General features: G+C 60.3%; 23 protein-coding genes. 16 read left to right on the forward strand and 7 right to left on the reverse strand.

Translation table 11 applies throughout. The annotated features are described in order from the left end of the window. Positions 1-42: 42 nt before the first annotated feature. Both JK208_RS13645 and JK208_RS13650 read right to left on the reverse strand, forming a co-directional pair. Positions 43-330, reverse strand: a complete 288-nt coding sequence (locus JK208_RS13645) for a type II toxin-antitoxin system RelE/ParE family toxin (protein WP_077804201.1) — start codon at positions 328-330, stop codon at positions 43-45. Next, positions 287-583: a type II toxin-antitoxin system RelB/DinJ family antitoxin gene (locus tag JK208_RS13650; RefSeq protein ID WP_077804200.1), complete on the reverse strand. Its 297-nt coding sequence runs from the start codon at positions 581-583 to the stop codon at positions 287-289. The genes JK208_RS13645 and JK208_RS13650 overlap by 44 nt, the downstream gene beginning before the upstream one ends. Before the next feature lie 225 nt (positions 584-808). On the opposite strand from JK208_RS13650, the gene JK208_RS13655 reads away from it, so the two are divergent. Genes JK208_RS13655 through JK208_RS13695 form a run of 9 tightly spaced genes read left to right on the forward strand, consistent with a single transcriptional unit; the run spans position 809 to position 8,490 of the window. Then, entirely contained in the window at positions 809-1,261 is a 453-nt protein-coding gene (locus JK208_RS13655; protein WP_194268050.1) for a DotD/TraH family lipoprotein, read from the forward strand. Continuing rightward, a complete protein-coding gene (locus tag JK208_RS13660) occupies positions 1,254-2,252 on the forward strand; it encodes a type IV secretory system conjugative DNA transfer family protein (RefSeq protein ID WP_194268051.1) in 999 nt (332 codons plus the stop codon). The genes JK208_RS13655 and JK208_RS13660 overlap by 8 nt, the downstream gene beginning before the upstream one ends. Continuing rightward, positions 2,249-3,415, forward strand: coding sequence for a type IV pilus twitching motility protein PilT (locus tag JK208_RS13665; protein WP_194268052.1), 1,167 nt, complete (start codon positions 2,249-2,251; stop codon positions 3,413-3,415). The genes JK208_RS13660 and JK208_RS13665 overlap by 4 nt, the downstream gene beginning before the upstream one ends. Then, positions 3,415-3,663 (forward strand): IcmT/TraK family protein, encoded by a 249-nt coding sequence (gene icmT, locus JK208_RS13670; protein ID WP_064273037.1) that lies wholly within the window; start codon positions 3,415-3,417, stop codon positions 3,661-3,663. The genes JK208_RS13665 and icmT overlap by 1 nt, the downstream gene beginning before the upstream one ends. Next, positions 3,660-4,079, forward strand: coding sequence for a hypothetical protein (locus JK208_RS13675; RefSeq protein ID WP_194268053.1), 420 nt, complete (start codon positions 3,660-3,662; stop codon positions 4,077-4,079). The genes icmT and JK208_RS13675 overlap by 4 nt, the downstream gene beginning before the upstream one ends. Next, positions 4,076-4,573: a lytic transglycosylase domain-containing protein gene (locus JK208_RS13680; protein ID WP_194268054.1), complete on the forward strand. Its 498-nt coding sequence runs from the start codon at positions 4,076-4,078 to the stop codon at positions 4,571-4,573. The genes JK208_RS13675 and JK208_RS13680 overlap by 4 nt, the downstream gene beginning before the upstream one ends. Further along, positions 4,570-5,733 (forward strand): hypothetical protein, encoded by a 1,164-nt coding sequence (locus tag JK208_RS13685; protein ID WP_077804192.1) that lies wholly within the window; start codon positions 4,570-4,572, stop codon positions 5,731-5,733. The genes JK208_RS13680 and JK208_RS13685 overlap by 4 nt, the downstream gene beginning before the upstream one ends. Next, positions 5,730-6,170, forward strand: coding sequence for a hypothetical protein (locus tag JK208_RS13690; RefSeq protein ID WP_077804191.1), 441 nt, complete (start codon positions 5,730-5,732; stop codon positions 6,168-6,170). The genes JK208_RS13685 and JK208_RS13690 overlap by 4 nt, the downstream gene beginning before the upstream one ends. A gap of 4 nt (positions 6,171-6,174) precedes the next feature. Continuing rightward, positions 6,175-8,490, forward strand: a complete 2,316-nt coding sequence (locus tag JK208_RS13695; RefSeq protein WP_211576440.1) for a type IV secretory system conjugative DNA transfer family protein — start codon at positions 6,175-6,177, stop codon at positions 8,488-8,490. A 215-nt stretch (positions 8,491-8,705) separates the two neighbouring features. Here the strand turns inward: JK208_RS13695 and JK208_RS13700 are convergent, their stop codons facing one another. From JK208_RS13700 to JK208_RS13715, 4 genes are read right to left on the reverse strand one after another with little or no spacing between them, the layout of a single operon-like run. After that, the gene (locus JK208_RS13700; protein ID WP_328750176.1) at positions 8,706-9,392 is read right to left on the reverse strand and encodes a DUF6037 family protein; all 687 of its coding nucleotides are present in this window, start codon (positions 9,390-9,392) and stop codon (positions 8,706-8,708) included. Between the two features lie 49 nt (positions 9,393-9,441). Further along, positions 9,442-12,618, reverse strand: coding sequence for a MobF family relaxase (gene mobF, locus JK208_RS13705; protein WP_211576441.1), 3,177 nt, complete (start codon positions 12,616-12,618; stop codon positions 9,442-9,444). Further along, positions 12,615-12,965, reverse strand: a complete 351-nt coding sequence (locus JK208_RS13710; RefSeq protein WP_077804186.1) for a hypothetical protein — start codon at positions 12,963-12,965, stop codon at positions 12,615-12,617. The genes mobF and JK208_RS13710 overlap by 4 nt, the downstream gene beginning before the upstream one ends. Positions 12,966-12,975: 10 nt before the next feature. Continuing rightward, the gene (locus tag JK208_RS13715) at positions 12,976-13,734 is read right to left on the reverse strand and encodes a Bro-N domain-containing protein (RefSeq protein ID WP_077804185.1); all 759 of its coding nucleotides are present in this window, start codon (positions 13,732-13,734) and stop codon (positions 12,976-12,978) included. Positions 13,735-14,182: 448 nt separating this feature from the next. Here JK208_RS13715 and JK208_RS13720 point away from each other — a divergent pair, with 448 nt between their 5' ends. The 5 genes from JK208_RS13720 (at position 14,183) to JK208_RS13740 (ending at position 17,607) form a co-directional block, all read left to right on the forward strand. Then, positions 14,183-14,737: a hypothetical protein gene (locus tag JK208_RS13720; RefSeq protein ID WP_149026844.1), complete on the forward strand. Its 555-nt coding sequence runs from the start codon at positions 14,183-14,185 to the stop codon at positions 14,735-14,737. Between the two features lie 115 nt (positions 14,738-14,852). Beyond that, the gene (locus JK208_RS13725) at positions 14,853-15,698 is read left to right on the forward strand and encodes a hypothetical protein (RefSeq protein ID WP_077804183.1); all 846 of its coding nucleotides are present in this window, start codon (positions 14,853-14,855) and stop codon (positions 15,696-15,698) included. After that, positions 15,698-16,264 (forward strand): hypothetical protein, encoded by a 567-nt coding sequence (locus JK208_RS13730; RefSeq protein ID WP_077804182.1) that lies wholly within the window; start codon positions 15,698-15,700, stop codon positions 16,262-16,264. The genes JK208_RS13725 and JK208_RS13730 overlap by 1 nt, the downstream gene beginning before the upstream one ends. A gap of 109 nt (positions 16,265-16,373) precedes the next feature. After that, on the forward strand, positions 16,374-17,183 hold the full coding sequence (locus JK208_RS13735; RefSeq protein WP_077804181.1) for a hypothetical protein: 810 nt from the start codon (positions 16,374-16,376) through the stop codon (positions 17,181-17,183). Positions 17,184-17,205: 22 nt separating this feature from the next. Continuing rightward, positions 17,206-17,607, forward strand: coding sequence for a hypothetical protein (locus JK208_RS13740; RefSeq protein WP_077804241.1), 402 nt, complete (start codon positions 17,206-17,208; stop codon positions 17,605-17,607). A gap of 108 nt (positions 17,608-17,715) precedes the next feature. Here the strand turns inward: JK208_RS13740 and JK208_RS15930 are convergent, their stop codons facing one another. After that, the gene (locus tag JK208_RS15930; protein WP_228119316.1) at positions 17,716-17,994 is read right to left on the reverse strand and encodes a hypothetical protein; all 279 of its coding nucleotides are present in this window, start codon (positions 17,992-17,994) and stop codon (positions 17,716-17,718) included. A 126-nt stretch (positions 17,995-18,120) separates the two neighbouring features. On the opposite strand from JK208_RS15930, the gene JK208_RS15935 reads away from it, so the two are divergent. Beyond that, the gene (locus JK208_RS15935; protein ID WP_063905511.1) at positions 18,121-18,336 is read left to right on the forward strand and encodes an antitoxin VbhA family protein; all 216 of its coding nucleotides are present in this window, start codon (positions 18,121-18,123) and stop codon (positions 18,334-18,336) included. A gap of 7 nt (positions 18,337-18,343) precedes the next feature. Next, on the forward strand, positions 18,344-18,826 hold the full coding sequence (locus JK208_RS13750; protein ID WP_211576442.1) for a Fic family protein: 483 nt from the start codon (positions 18,344-18,346) through the stop codon (positions 18,824-18,826). Positions 18,827-18,878 lie beyond the last annotated feature (52 nt).

The following is an 18,878-nucleotide window of genomic DNA, read 5'->3' on the forward strand; positions in this document are numbered from 1 at the left end:
ACACACCACCGACAAAAGAAGGGGGCAAGAGCCCCCCTGTTTTCACAATCGGATTTTTGCAGTTTCATAAACTGCACTTTTGTCGCGCTTGCCGACAGCGATCAAAAGCACACTGATCTCCTGATCATGCACCTGATAAACGCCCCGGATGCCATCATCACGCAGTTTGATTTTATAACAGTTCGGCAAACCGCGTAGCTTGTTCTTTGGAACATGGGGGTTGTGCAGGATCTTGCGAAGTTTTTTTAAAAACCGTTCTGCAACGCTATAATCCAGAGCGTACAGTTCATCCCTTACGACTTCCGGGATGTCCAGAGAGTAGATCGTCAAGGCTCACGTTCCTCATAATTTCCCCCGGGTTCTTCAGGCGTTTCTTGACCAGATCAAGAAGAACGGCGTCATCGTCGCTCACGACTTCTTTGCGGATCGGCAGACGGTTGTTTCTGACGACATATTCAAGAACGTCCCGAAACAGGTCAGCAGGCGTCGTTCCGAGTTCCTTGACCTTCCTGAAGGACTCTTCTTTGAAATCGGCTTCGAGCCGCATTCCGAAATGGGCTGTGTTTGCAGTGATCTGGGGCATCGTGTCAGGATCTCTCTTTACTCTGCGGCACTCACTGGCACTCGCGTATCTTCTCTATCGGACCGACTTACTAGAAATGTTTGTCAAACATATGTTCAACAAAAGCAACACAAAAAAAACGGGGTAAACAAGACTCATCCCTGAATGGCGATGAACCGCCGTAAGGTTTTTTTCTGAAAGTCGCAGATAGGCTCGCGATGATCCTTCCAACATCTGGAGGGATCCATGCGACACCACTACCTTCTGACACCCGTTCTTCTGCTGGCCCTCTCGGCCTGCGCCACCAAGCCGCCCGAGCCTGTCGCGACAACAGGCATGGCCAATCCCGAGCTTGCGCTGCAACGCGCCATCGCCACGACCGACGCGGATCTGGCCCAGCTCGGCACATTGCGCCCTACCCCGCCGCCCATGACACCGGACCCCGGCCTTCCGGCTGACCTCAAGCGACAGGTCTGGTTTGTCTGGCAAGGCCCGCTTGAGCCTGCCGTGCGGAAACTCGGCAAGGACATCGGCTACAGCGTGACCGCGTTTGGCACGCATCGGAAGGTGATTGTCCAGATCAATGCCGTAGCCCCCGTGATTGACCACCTGCGCACGCTCGGCGAGCAGGCGGGAGATCAGGCCACCGTCTCTGTCGATCCCCTCTCCCACGCAATCTCGGTGACGTACCATGGCTGATCGCGCCCTGCTCTGCGGCCTCGCAACGGCTGCCTTCCTCGCATTTCCCGCCCTCGCAGGTGCGGCCGACAACGGCACCATCATGCCGTCCACAAGCACTCTTCCTCCGCCAGCCCGGAGCGGAACGCTCGTCTCCATGCCCAACCCGCCTGAACCAGGCGCGGATCAGGTCAACGCCAATGATGAGGCCCTGGGCAATCCGGCCAACACCCCGGTCACGGGCGCGCTTCAGCTCGACCGCATCACAGGCGGCGAGGCCCCGCCGTCTCTTGAAGCCTTGCAGGACGCGCGGCCGAACGATGAAGCAGGCGATGACCTCAAGCCGGGCCGACGCGAGCAGATCCGGCAGGCTGCACTGACCTACGGCGCACAGGGCGGACAGGCCGCGCGGTCTTTCGCCATCAACGAAATGCTACGCCACAACGAGCCCATCCTCGACACGACGTTCGATTTCCGCCCCTTCGTCCTGCCGGTCGGTGATGGCCAGACGCTGATGCAGCCCCCTATCGTCAGTCAGGCGCAGATGGCCTTCGCTCTGAACGACACCGGCACCATCGCCCATGAAAGCCGCTGTGTCTTCGAGATTACCCGTGAGGCACAGCTCACCTCTGCCGCTCCGAACTGGCGCACCTATCTGGTCCGCTCCTGGAACAGGCCGCGTCATCCGGCCTCATCTGCTTTGCCACACACCGACAAGGAAGTGCGGCACTGGAACGACTGGGTGGCCGAAGGCTGGGCCTCCGGAGAAAAGGTAGCGGATGAGATCTACCTGGCCGATCTCTCGCGCCTTCAGCGCGACATCACCGGCATGGCCCGCTACCGCGTCCTTCTGCGGGCCGGTCGTGTCGAAGAGCCGCGCGTGGTGTTCGAGAACCGACAGGCCGTGGGCGGCGGGGACAGTCTGCATCTTGGCGACCGCGTGATCCGCATCACCGGGCAGCCTGGTCTTCAGGCCCGCAGCCGCGTTGCCTATCCGGAGGACTGCCGATGAGCGCAGTCCTCAAGCTGCGTGACGCTGACACCTGGGCGCACGAACGGGCGAAGCGCGAGTGTCCCTGGGTCGCTGAAGCCCGGAAGAACGCGCCCGGTCTCGATGACTTCCTGAAATGGGCGCATGGCCTCGGCGCGTCGCGGATCGACCTGCTGACCGGTCATCGCGCCACGCTGACGGTTCATGGCCGCAACCGCTACGCCACCATGGACCCCACGACATCGCTGGATCTCAAGCAGATCGTGGATCACGTCTATGGTGCAGACGGCTCGCCGCGTGTCCTGATCAGCCTTCAGCTCGATACGGCCTATAGCGTCACGCTCAACCGCCGTGAGTCCCTGCGCTTTCGGATCAACATCTTTCCCGTGCAGACCATGCGTGGCCCGGGCATGAATCTGGTCTTTCGGCCCATCCCGACCCTTCCAGCCAGTCTGGATGAGCAGCGGGTCGAGCAGGAGATCCGCGATACCAACCTGCTGAGAAGCGGCATGGTGCTCACGGGAGGATCGACCGGATCGGGCAAGACCACGTTGCAGTTCGGGCTGATCCACGAGCGGCTGATGGATCCGACCGTCTCGTGCAACATTTCCACAGGCGAGCAGCCAATCGAGTTCCTTTTCGATAGCCTCAAGCCGCCGAATGGCAACCGGATCACCCAGACCGAGATCCGTCCGCCCAATCTCACACCGCCCCTGTTTGTCGAGGGCTCCATGCGCCGTGAAAACTCGGATCTGGTCCTTGGCGAATGTCGTGACGGCCCCACCATGGAAGCGGCCATCAACTGCGCCATTACGGGCGGGAAGCTCTCGACCACCATTCATGCCGATAACGGCCCGCTCATGATCCAGCGTTCCATTGCGCTCTGCCCACGGGCCGAACGCGACAACCTCGTGAGTGCTCTGGCTCAGTCCCTGCGTTTCGTCATCAACCAGCGTCTTCTGGAACGGGTCGGCGGGGGCCGTGTGGCTGTGCGCGAGTTCCTGACCTTTCATCAGGATCTGCGCCGTCAGCTCATGCGAACCGAAAGCGAGCTTTGGCCCGACCTCGTGGCGCAGGCCATCGAGAGCGACGGTCAGAGCTACGCCGTCGCTATCCGCAAAGCCCTGGAAGAGGGGCTGATTACTGAAAAGACGGCCAACGATGCCTGGAGGAGAGACGCCTGATGTGGCGCGCAACCGCACAACCTGTCCGTCTGGCTATCCTTGATGGCCGGGCCTGTCTCCCGCTCCTTGTAACGGTCACGTACTGGAGCTGGACGACGCTGTATATCGGCGTTCTGGGCACCGCCCTGTTTGCAACGATCAGCTTCTTTGGTCTGACGCTGCCCGCTGCCCTCAGAACTGTCCGTCGCCTCATCACCGGCCCCGTCCGGTCCGGGCGGCCGACCTGGAAGCGGAGGCGCTACGGATGACCCCCTCTCCTGCCGTCACGCTCCTGTCGGACGTTCTGGTCCGGGCCATCGACCGCAAGGGCCTCGGCGTCATTCTGAGCGATGCCACCAACTCAACCCCCTGCGCCAGTACGGTCGCGGCGTCCAGCAGCGGTTTCCTGCCAGCGTTCCTGATTACTGCCGAGGCGCTCTGGTTTGAAATGACTCGGCACGGCTTTGGGTTGAAGCTGGTCGATGATCCTGAAGCCGCCCTCGGCGTGACCGTCCTCAACCATGACGCGCAGTCTGCCGTGACGGTCCTGCTCTGTCTGCTCGACGTGCTGGATGCCCTCCCGGTTCAGAACAGGCAGATCAACCTGTGCGATCTGAACGGCCTCTGGCAGGCGAGCATGGCACGTCTTCAGCCGGTCTCCGTCCAGAAGGAGCAAGCCGCATGAAAACCCGAGTTTTCTTTCCGTTGGCCCTCGCGGCCCTCATGGCAGCCCCGGCTGCCTTGGCCGAGGACGATGGCGGACGCCAGATCGCAGCCTGCCTCAAAGAGTCAGCCCATAACGCGCATGTGCCAGCAGGCGTCATGCTGGTCCTGCTCTATGTCGAAGGCGGTCATCCCGGACAGGCCGTGCAGAATACGAACGGGACGTCCGATCTCGGCCCCATGCAGGTCAATACGATCCACGTCCCCGAGATTGCGCGGCACTGGCACACTACCCCGTCCCGTGCCTACGCGGCCTTGCGGAATAACTCCTGCGCCAATCTCGAAGCGGGCGGCTGGATCCTCGGGCAGGAAATGGCCAAGGCCCAAGGTGATCTCTGGCAGGCCGTCGCGGGCTATCACTCCCACACGCCCCGCTTTGGCACGGCCTATCTGAAGCGCTTTTACGAGATTTCCCAGACTCTGATCCGAACCAGCCATCAAGGAGACCCGGCATGAGCGGCACAGCTTCGCGGTCCTCAGGCTCGCGCTCGTCAGGCGAGATTACCCTGATGCTGGCCGGTGTTGCGCTGCTCGGCAGCGTTGTCCTGGCCTATATGGTCTGGTCAACCTTCCACACCGAGATCAGCCGCTTTTACTGCAAGGCCCTGATCTGGCAGATCGGCATCCTGCCGCGCACGCCTGAGCTGGCGCGTCTGAATCTCCAGCTTCATCAGGCCCTGCACCATCCGGCGTCCATTCGCCTGATCCAGCTCTATTACGGCCTGTCCATCGTCGGTCTGCAGCTCCGGTGGGTTGCAGTCCTGGTCGGCGGGATCTGCGCAGGTCTGTGTCTCTTCTTCGGGGAGAACAAGGCGCTGCGGGCTGTCCTTGATCTCGAAGGCCTGATTGCCGTGCAGGCAAAAATGTTTCCGACCCTGCGCGGGTTCGCCAAGCGCCGCATCACCCGGCTGGTTGCGCCTTCTAACGGGGCACCTCTTCCGGCCGACCCGGCCCTGACGGCTGACGAATGGCGCAGCCGCTTTGCCACGGCCGCCGATGGTAGTTTCAGTGAGGTCTGCGCGCAGGAAGCCTTCGAGCGTCAGCTCGGCCCGCGCTACACAACGGCCGGTCCGGGCGCGGCCCCACCTGCGGCCCAGGTGCTCTTTGCGGCCTTTGCGCTGCACAAACTCAAGCGTCGCGATGAGGCCATGACCCTGCTCGGGCAACTGTCAGAAGGTCTGACTGACGCAGGACTTGATGGCGATACCGGCCCGAAGGTCAGCCTGAAGGTGCCCGCAGCGGTCCTGAAGAACGCGCAGGACTTCCTTGCAGATCCCGATGTGCAGGCCACGATCGCGCAGAGCTGTAACCGTCACGGGTGGACCACGACCGCCCTTATGACGCTTCTGTGCGATGCCCGCTTTGAGGCTGGTGTGCTGGCGCCGCCCGCCTTCGCCATCATCAAGCTCATCGACCGGCCGCTTTGGTACGCCCTGCACTCTCTGGGCTACCCCAGTGAAAACCCGAACGAAGACGTGCATCCCAATCCCCGGATCGAAGCCGCTGGCGCCCGTGCCCACTGGTCCGAGGAACAGCGTCTGCGTCGCCCCCTCTACATCCCGGTGCTTGATCGCGCCCTCTCCACGCTCCGCTCCACTTGGAAGACAGTTTCATGACCCGCATCATTCTCCAGCACGGCCAGAACGCTCCCCTCACGCTCGACATCGAGGAGGGAAACACGGCCCCGATCCATCTCCATTTTCCGCAAGCCCTGCCACCCGCGGCCGTTCAGGCCGAGATCGTCCCGGCTGGAACTCAGGCCGTCGCACCTGGCCGGATCCGCCGCTTCCTGCCGGTTGCCGCAACAGCCGCCGTCTGTGCCGGTCTGTTGTACACTTTTGGGGGCCTGCACGCGTCGGCTCCCACCATGCCGGAATCCGCACCTCTTCCGCCGTTGCCCTCCAGCGGCCCGCTGGAGACTCAGCCGCAAGCTGCGGCACCCACGGCACCACAACAGATCCTGAAGGCGCTGCATCAGCCCGCCCATCTGGAAATGCCATCCCCGGCACCCGCGCCCGCGCAGGCCGGTTCGCCATTCGGTCTGGAGCACTGAGGCCATGACGGCTCGCAAGATTGGTGCCCCCCTTGGCCATCAGCAGGTCGAGCGGGGAAAGACATACCGCGATACCCGCCCGTTCTGGACGAAAACGAAGGAAGAGCTGCGTTCCCCTCTGGCCGGATGGCTTGGCTTCGTCGGGGTCGGTCTGGGCTGGTTCGTGCCCGCGATAGATGGCGCGCTGATCCTCGCGGCCCCGGCCGTCGCGGCTTGGGTGGTCCTCCGTCCTGAGCGCCTCCCGCTCCACATGCCGCGTTACAGCGGGCTGAAGGATGCGAACGATCTCAATCCCAAAGATCGCAAGGCCCGTCAGGCCAACGGCATTCTCTATCTCGGCACGGAAGCCCGCACCCGACGCCAGCTCTGGATGTCCTCTGACGCGGCCCGTCAGCACGCGGCCATTCCGGGCACCACCGGATCAGGCAAGACCACGGCCATTGTCTCCCTGATGACGAACGCCCTGGCCCATGGCTCCGGCTGCATCCTCGTGGACGCCAAGGGCGACAACACGGTCTACGGCGATGTGCTGGCCCTCGCAAGGCGGTTTGGGCTCGATGACCAGGTGCTGGCGCTGAACTTCCTCGCCGCCTCCGGCACCCGGGATTCCAACACCTTCAACCCGTTTGCCACCGGGAATGCGGACGCCATTCGCGAAATGCTGGTCAGCCAGCTTGGCGAACAGCCGGCCAATGATTCCAATGGCGTGTTCCGCGACCGCGCTGTCGGCCTCATCGGCACAGTGGTTCCGGCCCTCGTCTGGATGCGCGACACGCACGGCATCCCCATCAATATCGACGCCATCCGCTATGCGACCGACCTGCGCTGGATCGGCACCCTCGCCCGGCACAAGGTCTTCCTCATTCGCAATCCCGGTTCCAATCAGGCCATCGAGCGCAGGGTCGAGGATATTCCGGACGATGTGCTCTGGCCACTTCAGGCCTACCTCGGCGAGCTGCCCGGTTATGATTCCTCTCTGGAGTGGAACGCCCAGAAGGAAAATAGACCGTCCGAGCAGCACGGCTATGCCAAGATGTATTTCTCGCGCGTCTTCACCCAGCTTGGCGTGAGTTTGGGGCATATCTTCAGTGCGGAGACGGCCGACATCATCATGCGCGATGTGGTCCTGAACCGCCGCATCCTGATCGTCATCCTGCCATCGCTGGAAAACTCATCAGACAGTCTGGCGGGCCTGGGCAAGATCGTCGTGGCCTCGCTGCGCGGCGTCATGGCCCAGCTTCTCGGGGCCAAGCTGCACGGCTCTGCCAGCGAAGTGTTCAAGCTGAAGGCCGGTGCCGGCGATGCGCCGTTCCAGATCTTCTTCGATGAGTTGGCCGCCTATGTAACGGACGGCATGGACCGGATGCTCGCCATGGGCCGTGGCCTGAACTGCATGTTCTGGATCTCGTTTCAGGATCTGCCCGGCCTGACGGCCCGGATTGGCGAAAAGGCCTTCTCGCTTCTTGGCAATGCCAACCTTACCCATGCGCTCCGGCTTCAGGATGCCATGAAGACCCGTGAATGGCTGGAACAGCAGGCCGACAAGGTTGAGGTGACACAGGCCACCCGCGTGGAGAATGATGGCTACGGCTATTACAACGGCTCAGGGGCTGAGGTCCGCGAAGTTTCCCGTCTGCCCTGGAACGATTTGCAAAGCCTGATCGAAGGTGAGGCCGTGACGATGTTCGGCGGCCGCGTCATTCATTCCAAGACCTTCTTTGCCGACATCAATGGACGCTCCGGCGAGGTCCGCCGCGCCCGTCCGGTCATGCTCCCCTCTCCCAAGTCCGGGCATGGTGTGGATCCGGACGCCGAGACATGGGGCATTGTCGAAACGCTGGAGAATGGAGACTTCCAGATCGAGACCGGCAGCTCGAACCTCCCGCCAGAGGTCAAGGCCCTGATCGGCAAGATCGCGAATGAAAACCATCGGGACAGCAAGGCCCTCATGGGCGATGTCAGTACGCACCTGACGGAAATCGCGTCTTACCTGCGGACGGCGACGACACAGGTACAGGCGGACGGAAGCACGCCGTTTGCCGGGATGCTGGCCTGGGGCCGCTTCCATCGCGACGATAACAAGGATGAAAGCCTTGTGCCTGCGCAGCCCATGGATGGGGCCTTTCTGGGGAAGGTCGAGCAACTGGAGCGCCTGGTTGGGAGCAGGACGGGGCGGACGCCTCGTCGTCGTGCTGTGCTGGTGCTGGCGACGCGCGATCAGATCAGGGTCCTTCCAGCCAATACGTCCGGAGCGAAGGGGGCGAACGAAAAAGAGATACTGGCATCTTTCCGCAAAATTGGGGAGCGCCTTCAGGCGTAACGTCGATCTGCGCAAGACGACTTAAGAGCAATGCAGAACGCTTCGAAAGGCTCGCATTGTCCCCAGCGATCCAGCCATAATAGCCAAAACAAAGCAGCCCTGATCCGCTGTGGCAGCTTTATCCGGAGACCAACGGTTTACTGTCCGCGGACACCAAACATGATGAGGCCATCCGGATTGGGGCGAGTATTCACCTCGCCCTTCTCAAAAAGCCATTAACCAGGAAAGCCTCCAGGCGCCACAGCTCTTTGGGCATCTCTTTCTATTGCAGTCCAGCAAGAGGAGATACGCTGCTGCCTGCAATAATCGGCGTAGGCCAATCCAAAAGAAAACAGAGTCCGCCTATAATTACCATCGGTTACTTGTTGATTGACTGGTAGTTGTCTCCACCCATGAAAATATGGCCGCTCAGCATCCTCAACAAAACGTGCAGGTGCGGGTACTTGATGAGGATCAGGGACTACTAAAGGGTTCGCGCCATTCGGTATCTGCCCACTAGCAGCAAAATTTTGTAAAAAGGCAGAGGTAGAAAACGGCATAGCAGGGTCATAACGCAAACCCAAATAATTGCACAGCCTTCTATATTCTTCATTGTCCAGAAAAGCGTCAAAATGAAGATTTAACGTCCCGTAAAATATAAATGCAAACGGGTTTACACCGGTAGCCCCAAAAAGTAGGGCTAAGGGTTTGTTGTTTTTTCCGGATTCTCTAGTGAATACTACCGAGAAATGTACACCATTTCTCTCGTAGGGAAAAACGCATCGCTGAATACCCTGATCAACCATGCTATCCAGGAGGGGCCGGAGCTCATTCATCGCAACCATAACACATCTCTCTACCGCAAAGTTTTTGAGCTTCGGAACGAGCTCCCATAGTTCCACTTCTGTTCTATGTGAGGTCATTTCAAGTGTTTGGGGCGTCTTTTCGTCAGGCTTGAAAGCATTCCCAAGCTTAGCCGGAAGGAGAGAGATGCTCCGAAAGCTTCATTACCCGTCTTGCGCGCAAGTCGCGCTCTTCTTGAGACGCAACAGAAGCACTGGCTGCCAGAAGCTCCTCAATCTGACGGTCAAGATCTTTCAGTCTCGGCCGCGCCGTCTTTTCTAAGGTAATCGCCTGAACCCGGTCCGCGACCTCGCGCCCGTAGTCCCGGCCCTCCTGCGCCATCTCCTCCTGCATCTTGCCGAGACGGATCAGTTCCTGAACGTGCTTCTCCCGTTCCTCCTGGGACGTAAAAGGCAGATCCATGCCAAGCGCCTTATAAGGCTTGTTGGACATGCCCTTGGCCACATGGTTCCACAGATCGTCACTGGTGATCTCCGTCGTATCACCGAGCGCGCGCCCGTTGCGCACGGCCTCAAATGTCGCGCCGTCTGAGATCATGGTCCAGGTCGTGCCTTTGGCGCGGCTCTCCGCCACGTAGGACGTGAACCCGGTTGCCGTCGCGACACCTCGCGGGAGCGCGTTGATATGCTCGTCAGACGTGAGGCCCTGGGCGGCATCAATGGTCATGGCATGACCGAAGCCAAGCAGGATCCGGCCGGTCTTGTGGTCCTTCAGCCGACGCCACTCAACATCTGCCTCCCGACCATCCTTCATCCGGACGCGCAGGCCGTCCTTGCCGTGCGAGACAACCTCCACGACATCGCCATTGTTGCCAACGGTGGTCCCTTTCCCTTCGACCGCCCCCCAGGTGCGCCGGAAAAGGCGCAGTCTGTCTCCGGCCGCCACCTGAAGCTCGTAGGCCTCGCCGCGCTGATCGACCGCATCGAGCTTGACCTCATCGCGGGAGATTTCGCCACGCTCCTGCAGGATCCTGCGCACGGCGCGGCTGAGATCGGCCGCGTCCTGATTGGTCAGGGCCGACATGCTGATGCCACGCGTTGAGCCGGACGCGGCCAGGGCGTCGCGGCGTGTGACATACAGCTCGGCAATCTGTTGCAGCACTTCGTCCTGGTCGCCGCCGACCAATCGGATCGTGCCATCCTCACGCTTCATGTCGATCGCACGGCGCACCTCTTCGAGGTGAAAGGCGTTGCGGGGATCGTCCGAGTTCTCCTCGTCCCGGTTGGCGTAGGCGGCCTTCCCTTTGGGTCGAAGCGCTTCCAGCGCATCCGCATCGGGCTTCTCGCCACGAAACAGTCCGGCAATCTCACGATTGCGGGCGGTCGTCTGGCGGACCGTGGAGAGCAGCTCCGGCATGTCCTCCTTGGCCAGAACCCTGCGCAGGATCTCGACGGTATCACCGGCCTCAATGGACTGTGCCTGCTCCCGATCACCCAAGGCCTTGATGGTACAGCCGCTCGCGCGTTGCAGCTCCAGAAGCTGAAGCATCTGGCGCGGTGCGATCTGCCCGACCTCGTCAATGACCAGCACCGTGTTCTCGTCCACCGTCTGCTCGCCTTTCTCCAGGCGGCTCAGGAACGGCATCATGGCGTAGCGCTGATGAATGCCGGCATCGCCAAGCGCATCGGCCTGACGCCAGGCCGTCGCAAGGCCGATCATCTCACGGCCCTTCTCCGAAAACCGGGTATCGCGCTTCCAGGCATCCACAAGCGGCTTAAGCAGCGTTGTCTTACCGGAGCCGGCAACGCCCGTGAGCATCGAGATCTTTCCGGCCTTCCCCAGGGCATAGATTGCCGCCTTCTGGGATTGGCCGTGCTCGTTGTCAAAATCGAGGTCGCAGCGCTCGATGGCCTCTGTGAGTTGGGCATCCGAAAGGGAAGCGCTGCGATCCGCCGAGGCCCTTACGGCTTCTTTGGCGAGCGTCTCTTCGACCCGGATCTGGGCCGTATTGGTCACGCGGACCCGATCATTCTTCATGCAGGACACGAGGCTGACCTGCTCGCCCCGGACCTCAAGCCCCTTGTCCTCGATCAGTTTGACGACCTGGTCAATGTCCTCAATGCCACCTGAGATCCCCGCACCGATGAGGCCGCGTGCCGCGTACATCCGCAGTTTGTCGTGATCGAGCACGGCAGCCGTCTCGAACTCCTTGCCGAGATGCTTGGCCGCAAACGCATAGGCCTGCTCGTGTCGCTCCGCGACCGAGAGTGCAGGAGCTTCGGCTGTATCGAGAACGCTGTGATGCTCCCACCCGATCTCGGCGGCGCGCTCGCGCCAGGCCTGAACGTCGTCGGCGGATTCATTCTTCTTCTGCCGGTGCGCCAGACTGGCGGCCTTGAGCATCTTGTTCTTCAGCTCGGCGGTCATGGCGTTCCAGTCATGACCTTCTTTCTCGGCATAGGCTCGCGCGGCCCGCGTCACCTCGGCCGTGCGGCTGGAGAAGGCGTCACAGGCCTCCTGCGGAACAGCGGAAATAACAGTCGCCTGCTCTTTGGCGTCGTAGGACTGCGCAATCCCGAGTTTGCGCAGCTCATCCGCCAGCTCCGCCTGGAAGAAGGCTCCGAACTCGTGGACGCGGGACCGCAGGCGCTTCGTGTCCAGCGAGCCTACATGGCCGCTGTCGGTGACAACGACATTGTAGAGCGAATTATGGATGTGCATCTGCGGATCGCCCCCGGTCGGAGCCTCGCGCAGGTAGGTTGTATCGGTCTCGGCATCATGCAGGGTCAGGGTCGGTCGAGACGTGCGGTGCCGGTAGGACGTCCAGGCGACTTCCCCGGCCTCTTCTCCGTCTTCCCCACCATGGCCGCGTCGGGCAAAGCCCAGCTCACGGGCCACATACTGCATGGTCGCGTCGTTGGCCCGCTGCACTGCGTTCCAGATCGCGGCTCCTTCGGCCTGTGTTGGCGCAAACTCGGCAGCCAGAGTGACCGATTTGTGCGGGGCCATGGTCAGGTCGTAGGCGCTGATCTTCCGCTTGGCCTGAGACCATTGCTCGCCATTGTCGGCGCGCTTGCCTTCGAACAGGGCCGCAAGTGTTTCGGTCGTCGGCATGGCCCGCCGATCCACGCCAAGCACATCGGCCATCTTCTGACTCATGCCCGGATTGAACGACGCCCTGCCATCCCGGCCGAGGTAGTAGTTCGTGAGGCGCTGACCGTCGCCGTCAGGCACCTTGCCGGTATCCGTGCGAAAATCGTGCTCCGGATCCGGCGCGCCCTCGGTGAAGTAGGCGGCGACGAACCGGCCGTTGCACTCCGCCGAGATCTTGCGGAAGGTCATCATGACGGGCGGCCGTCCTCTGCTTTCGTGCGAACCTTGCGGCCTTCAAGCAGGTCATTGTTGCGGGCGGTCGTATGGTCGATGCGCCTGATGACCGGCTCCTGATCCTTCATCAGCTCGACCAGGCGCGCGAGAATGTCGTCCAGTGTCGGGCCGTCCCCCTTCTCCGAGGGGGTCAGAAGCTCAATGAGGATACTCAGCTTTTCGCTGATGAACCGGATCTCTTCCCCCTGCTCGTCAGAGCGGGTGATGAGATGCTGAAGAAGCTCCCGGTCCGTAATATCGGTCTCGGGAGCGCGGTCGGGGGTCTGGGTCTGATCTGTCATGCTGGCAGGATAGAAAGCCCTCATGCGACTGAGATCATTTCGTCAAAGCGTCAGGCCGTTCCCTCTCCTTCTGTGCGGTTGTTGCCGCCTGCATGACCCATTGCGCTAGTCGAGTGCTCAGAGAGATGGCCTGATCAAGCTGTTGGCCGCAGGAATTTTCGGTCACGGCCTTGTTCATGATGACGTCCTCGGTTCGGAAGTTTCGCCACAGGGATCCGACCAGTTGAGCAGAACTCACCAACGCCTGCACATCGGCCTGATCAACCTCGACAAGAATTTCTTCCAGATCTCGCGCTTCGATGTGAAGAGGCCGCCCCGGCAGGTTCAGAACCATATACCGGCCTGGCAGTCGGAGCCTCTCTCGAAGCCGCATCATCTCGGCTCCCTCAACACCGGCCTGAGAACGGTCTTTGCCGAGGTAGGAACCTGTCTCGAAAACTTCCGGCAAGACCGCGTCTGTAACCCATCGACGAAAGGCCTTTGCGTGAGGACAGCGAGAAACAAAGGTGAGGTGAAGGGCACCGCTTCTGCTAACCGCGTTGACCGTCTGCAAACCTCCATGGGTCATCATCTTCATTGAAGTGTGCTCGTCATCATCCAGCCGCAGCATCGCATCGCGTGAATTCGAGAGCCCCAGTACCATGCAAACCTGGCTAGCACGGAGCCATAGTTTTCCTTCGTGAACCACGCCCTCCAAACAGTGGTTTTGAAACATAAACTCGGTGGTACGGGCAGCATCATGAACTGCCTCTGCGGCGACAGCTCCCGCTTCGGTATCCCTGTCCTTGGTCATGGATGGTCGGCTCCTGATGAGGCAGCCCCCTCACTGTGAGGTAGGCTTCTCTTCCTCTTTCGGCCGCCATCGTGCTGGGTCTTTATGCGACTGAGATGCCTGAAATAGACGGCCTCTCGCGCTCTGGGAGCAGCAAAGGGCGTCGTTAGTTCCGACGCCCTTTCAAGCCCGCACGGCGCATCCGCCCGCACCAACGGTGCAATGGTCTATGAAGAAGCTCTTTTCTTTGCCTCATAGTTGCCTCGTCAATTCTCAATCCCGCCTTGCAGTCGCCTCGTACTAGCCTCGAAATGGCTTCGGAGACGCCTCGTAGATGCCTCCATGATGCCTCGAACTTGACACGGAGATGCCTCGCCTGCGAAAGAGGTCCGACGCACCAGAGGCCGTGAAAACGGTTCAGAGTGCGAGGTGTGTCCAGAACGGACACAAAGCGGGGGCGAAAGTGATCATGTCCAAGGCACTGAGAGAGATTCAGGAGGCACACAAGACACGCCCTGCTCAACCGCACTCGAAAGCCGTCTATCAGTGGCTCAGAAAAAATCAGGACATCGTGTCTGAACTTCGCGAGGCGAAAATCGCCACCTGGGAGATGATCGCCGAAGCCGCGAAAAAGGATGGTGTGGAGGTCGAACTCTCTCCGGTTGGACTTGGGGCCATCAGAAAAATGTGGTCACGCCTCAAGAGCGAGCGAGAGAAAATCACAGTCGGAAAACCGGCAAACGACGCACCCGATCAGACGCCAGAACCGCCGAGCCGAACCCCGGCAGACTGGCGGCCTGCCGCTGTGGAAGAGTATTACGCGGAACGTGAGGAAAGACCCGTCGCGCCGCCACCTGCCGCCACGCCACAGGTGCCCGCCATTTCGGCCGCCGTAACGTCACCGTCCTCCAGAAACGCGGACCCGCATACGAACATTTCTGCTGAGGGTCGCCAGTCTCTGGAACACATCCGGGCAAAGCTCCGGGCGCGCAGAGAAGAGAAAAGAAGGCTCACGCCAGACTGATTTTTTTCTGAGCGGCGGAGTTAAGTCGCAGAATGGCCCGGCACTATGGCGTCTGAAAGAGGAAGAGAAGCCCATCTCACAGTGAGGGGGCTGCCTCATCAGGAGCCGACCATCCATGACCAAGGATATTGCCGCCAAAGCCCCCACAGGCGCTGCCGACCAGAAGGCAGCCGCCCCCAAGCGCAAGCCGGTTATTTTTACGATCATTGGCCGTCAGCGGGTCGGGAAGACGACCCTGCTTAATGCTCTCGCCCAGACAATCCACGAGCAGGGCGGCACACCCGAAATCTGGAACACCGATCTGCTGAACCGGTCGCACTCCATTTCCAGTTTCCATGATGCGAAAAGCCCCACAGGCGGTGACACGAAACGTCAGCGGAAATGGCTGGAAGAAAAGATCCAGTCTCTCATGGAAAGTCGCCATGACGCCATTCTCGACATCGGCGGCGGATGGACAGCGCTGCATGAGTTAATCAGCACGGAATCACTGACACGCGCCCTCGACATGATGGGCATCACGCTCTCAGTGGCGTTCCTCATCGGCCATGAACGCGCAGATCTCGATTATCTGGAAGACCTCCAAACCAACAAGAAGTTCTCTCCCCGGAACGCCGCAGTCATTCTCAACGAAGGCCTTATTCCTCCTTCCCTGGACGTGGATGACGTCTTTGAAGAGGTTGCCATTCACCCTGCGGTTGTCGAAGCCATGGACAACGGCGCAAAGCTCGTCCTCTATCCGGCTGCCGAGCCCATGAAAGACGTCTGTGACCGAACGCTCACATTCCGCGCCTATGCCGAGGGCGAACAAAAGGACGGGTTCCCGACCACCTCAATCTTTGACCGGCTCGCGATTGACCGTTGGTACCGCCGTGACTTCCCGGTCTTCCTGCGGGAGCTAGGCGAGCCTCGTCTGCCGAATATGCCTAAGGGCCTCCCTGTTCCGGCCGAAAGTGACGTGTAATGTCTGACGGCCTTACCCAGAGGATTTCCGACTGTCAGGCCAGATTTGAAAGCTCACTGGATGCGCTCCGTGAGCAGACGCATCGGTGGACGCTTCGGCCGCGTTCACCTGAGGCCAAGGTTCTGGATGGCCTCATGATTCTGATGGAGATGAACAATCTTCATCAGGCCCTCCTCCTCAAGGATCGCGAACACTCTGAAGCAGCGCACAGAGCGCTGTTTCAGGAGGCCGAGAAGCGGATGGAGCAGTGTGTCGCGAAGTGTGAAAGCCTGCTGGATCAATGCACACGCTCGGCAACGGAGGAGGTAATTGAGGTCAGGCGTGCTCTTCATGAAGGCGTGGCAGCCTCTCGCCAGCTTCAGAAGATTGACGAAAAGACCGTCAAGGCAAAGGTCGCGGAAGTCCTTGGTACGGTCAAAGGCGAAATCGCCGAGAGCATGAAGGCCCAGATCGTGATGGCGGGCACCCGGGTTCGAAGGGACGAAATCAGCAAGCGGGCCGGATGGTTCGCCACCATGATCGTCGGGGGAACCGTCTTCGGAATTATCCTCGATCACCTCATTTAGGTGTGTCCGTTTCGGACACACCACCTCGCGCCATCAGGCAGCGTTTCAAACAGCCCTCAAAGTCGCAGACGACAGACGGATACTGAGCACCCCAACACAGGAGTGCCCAATGCCGCCCCCCGTCAAACAATCCTTCCTGATTACAGGTCTGGCTCTCTCAGCCGGACTTGGCCTCAGCGGTTCGTGCCAGGCGCAGTCGATCGAAGTGCCTAACGGCCTGCCGGAAGTCCCGCATGTCGTCTATCCGGAAGTCGGCCTGCCGAACTTTACGGTACCGGCCGGGACCGTCCAGCAGATCGGCGGAGACGGCAAGGTCATCCAGACCACTCAGCCGGTCTCGACGGGGTCAGACTCACTGCAAACGCTTTATAGTAAAGCGTGGGGCTATCAGGCCGCCGACAATGCCTCCTCCATCGGTGTAAACCCCGCTGCCTTGGCCGCGACATGCCAAGTGGAGTCCGGCTGCCAAAATGTCCATACGGCGAATAGTTCAGGAAACACGATTACTGGTGCCTTCCAGATGTCGAATGGCACATATTCCCAAGAGATGAGCAAAGCCCTTGCGGATAATCCGGGGTTAGCAACCAGCATTACGTCTGGAACAGCAGGTCAGCAAGATCCTGCTACGCAAGCCGTTGCAGCCGCACAATATCTAAAGGATGCCGCCCTGTCCCTTCAGGCGGCAGGCGTCACCAATCCTACCGCGCTAGACACACGAGGCTATTATAACTTCGGACCTTCAGCCGGAAAGCAGATTGCTACTGCTTCGGACGATATGCCCATGAGCGATATTCTGACCAGTTTTTCTTCGGACAAACTTGCGCAAAACGGCATATCGGCGGGAGAGACCGTGGGCCAATGGAAACAGGCTACCGCAAACAAAATGGGCACCGGGGCAAACGCCTCTGTACTCTCGTAAAAGATAGAGGGATCATATGTTGATGACTAAAGCTTTCACTTTTGCGGCCTTCAGTCTGGCACTAGCCAGCCTGTCCTCTGCCCATGCTGCGGGCAAACACCCCATCAAAGTTCTGCCAGGCTACACATGCATGGCTATCAACCAGACCGACGAAGAGGCGATGGATTTCAACCATCCCGCGCTATTCAAATCAGCACCGTCCGACACAGCGAGCGATGCAGGCCTTGCTGGCGCACAAATGGCAATCAAGACCGGGGCCTCACCAGTAAACGGTTATCTCCCCACGCTGCGGATTGATTTTAAGCCTGCATGGGTGAAAGCCACGCTGGTCAAACCTTATGCGGCCGCAGCCGACCCAAAAGCGCGTTGTGTCCCCGCCGTGATGTCTGATGGCACACAGGGATTCATGTATCCCCACAACTAATTCGCCATCACCACGACTGATGACGATCAGGCAGCCTCCGGGCTGCCTTTTTCATATCCCCTGAGCCTGGACGTGGAGACACCGGAACCTACCACTTCGCGGGCAATGTCACCCGGCTTTGCGGATCTCGGCGAGAATAGGATCGGCCTTACGTTGCCGGGGACAGGGATGGGCCAGATGAGCCGCTTCCAGATCCAGCAGCCACAGGGACAGATCAGCCGGAAGTGAGGACGTGCCCTCCAGGCAGCGCCGGAACTGGTTTCTGTGCATATCGCATTTCTCGGCGGCCTGACGCTCGGACCATCCGATCCGGAACAGGGCAAGAGACAGGCGCGGACCGGTCAGGTGCTTCGGGCGGCTATCGAGAGGGGAAAGGCTTTTCGTCATGCGAGCATCCTGCCGCTGTGTTCTGCGACTGAACGCAAAAAATCTCGCCTTGAAACACATCTTCAGAACGGCCACGAACCACCGGAAAACCTTGCCATTCCGGGCAAAAACCGCTATTTTCTTCTTATGAGTTCAGCCAAAACCCTCTTCGCTCCGACGCCTTTTTCCGCTCTTTCGGATGAAGAGCGCGCGCGCCGCCAGGACGCGGTCGAGTGGACTCTCGCGGCCCAGAGACGGCAGGGCTACACGCATGATCCCCTTATCGAGGATGCCTGCCAGTCGTTCGTTGCGGGGCAGATCGACCTTGCTGAACTGGGGCGGAGACTGAATCCCGCCCTCTGACGCGTCGATGCCTCCCGTCCACGGTTACACCTACCCGAACGTCTGCGACGATCCGGACCAGACAGACGTCCTGCGGAACCGGATCGGCCTTCGCCGCCATTCCGAACTTCACCCTGAAGAATACCGCCGCACCAGCCACAGGATTCTGGAAATCCGGCTTGGAATGGGGCCATCCGGCTCTTTCGATGCCGACCACCTGAAGGCCATTCATCGGCATATCTTTCAGGACGTCTATGAATGGGCGGGCCACATGCGCCACGAAAGGCCGGTCGTGGACGGGGCACGGGTCGAACCGATCGGCTCCATGCGGAAAGGGTCAACAACCTTCCTGCCCGGCTCCCACATCGACATGGGGCTGACCGAGGCCTTCAAGCCCATCCGCGACCCGGACGTCCTGAAGACCTCCACGCCGGAGCAGTTTGCGGCCATCGCCGGCAAGGTTCTGAACGAACTCAATTACGTCCACCCGTTCCGGGTTATGTTGAATTAGAAAGCCCAAATTTAGGTATGCTCATCAAAAACGGTCATTTGCCATCAAAACA

Origin of the sequence: Gluconobacter sp. Dm-74, from assembly GCF_018256135.1 — a bacterium.
In the GTDB taxonomy this organism is placed as follows: Bacteria; Pseudomonadota; Alphaproteobacteria; order Acetobacterales; family Acetobacteraceae; genus Gluconobacter; species Gluconobacter cadivus.

Bases quoted from the DNA above. Each gene is read 5' to 3' on its own strand.
- JK208_RS13650 (WP_077804200.1), bottom strand. From the start codon at position 583: ATGCCCCAGATCACTGCAAACACAGCCCATTTCGGAATGCGGCTCGAA.
- JK208_RS13655 (WP_194268050.1), top strand. From the start codon at position 809: ATGCGACACCACTACCTTCTGACACCCGTTCTTCTGCTGGCCCTCTCG.
- JK208_RS13660 (WP_194268051.1), top strand. From the start codon at position 1,254: ATGGCTGATCGCGCCCTGCTCTGCGGCCTCGCAACGGCTGCCTTCCTC.
- JK208_RS13665 (WP_194268052.1), top strand. From the start codon at position 2,249: ATGAGCGCAGTCCTCAAGCTGCGTGACGCTGACACCTGGGCGCACGAA.
- icmT (WP_064273037.1), top strand. From the start codon at position 3,415: ATGTGGCGCGCAACCGCACAACCTGTCCGTCTGGCTATCCTTGATGGC.
- JK208_RS13675 (WP_194268053.1), top strand. From the start codon at position 3,660: ATGACCCCCTCTCCTGCCGTCACGCTCCTGTCGGACGTTCTGGTCCGG.
- JK208_RS13680 (WP_194268054.1), top strand. From the start codon at position 4,076: ATGAAAACCCGAGTTTTCTTTCCGTTGGCCCTCGCGGCCCTCATGGCA.
- JK208_RS13685 (WP_077804192.1), top strand. From the start codon at position 4,570: ATGAGCGGCACAGCTTCGCGGTCCTCAGGCTCGCGCTCGTCAGGCGAG.
- JK208_RS13690 (WP_077804191.1), top strand. From the start codon at position 5,730: ATGACCCGCATCATTCTCCAGCACGGCCAGAACGCTCCCCTCACGCTC.
- JK208_RS13695 (WP_211576440.1), top strand. From the start codon at position 6,175: ATGACGGCTCGCAAGATTGGTGCCCCCCTTGGCCATCAGCAGGTCGAG.
- JK208_RS13700 (WP_328750176.1), bottom strand. From the start codon at position 9,392: ATGACCTCACATAGAACAGAAGTGGAACTATGGGAGCTCGTTCCGAAG.
- mobF (WP_211576441.1), bottom strand. From the start codon at position 12,618: ATGATGACCTTCCGCAAGATCTCGGCGGAGTGCAACGGCCGGTTCGTC.
- JK208_RS13710 (WP_077804186.1), bottom strand. From the start codon at position 12,965: ATGAGGGCTTTCTATCCTGCCAGCATGACAGATCAGACCCAGACCCCC.
- JK208_RS13715 (WP_077804185.1), bottom strand. From the start codon at position 13,734: ATGACCAAGGACAGGGATACCGAAGCGGGAGCTGTCGCCGCAGAGGCA.
- JK208_RS13720 (WP_149026844.1), top strand. From the start codon at position 14,183: ATGTCCAAGGCACTGAGAGAGATTCAGGAGGCACACAAGACACGCCCT.
- JK208_RS13725 (WP_077804183.1), top strand. From the start codon at position 14,853: ATGACCAAGGATATTGCCGCCAAAGCCCCCACAGGCGCTGCCGACCAG.
- JK208_RS13730 (WP_077804182.1), top strand. From the start codon at position 15,698: ATGTCTGACGGCCTTACCCAGAGGATTTCCGACTGTCAGGCCAGATTT.
- JK208_RS13735 (WP_077804181.1), top strand. From the start codon at position 16,374: ATGCCGCCCCCCGTCAAACAATCCTTCCTGATTACAGGTCTGGCTCTC.
- JK208_RS13740 (WP_077804241.1), top strand. From the start codon at position 17,206: ATGACTAAAGCTTTCACTTTTGCGGCCTTCAGTCTGGCACTAGCCAGC.
- JK208_RS15930 (WP_228119316.1), bottom strand. From the start codon at position 17,994: ATGACGAAAAGCCTTTCCCCTCTCGATAGCCGCCCGAAGCACCTGACC.
- JK208_RS15935 (WP_063905511.1), top strand. From the start codon at position 18,121: ATGAGTTCAGCCAAAACCCTCTTCGCTCCGACGCCTTTTTCCGCTCTT.
- JK208_RS13750 (WP_211576442.1), top strand. From the start codon at position 18,344: ATGCCTCCCGTCCACGGTTACACCTACCCGAACGTCTGCGACGATCCG.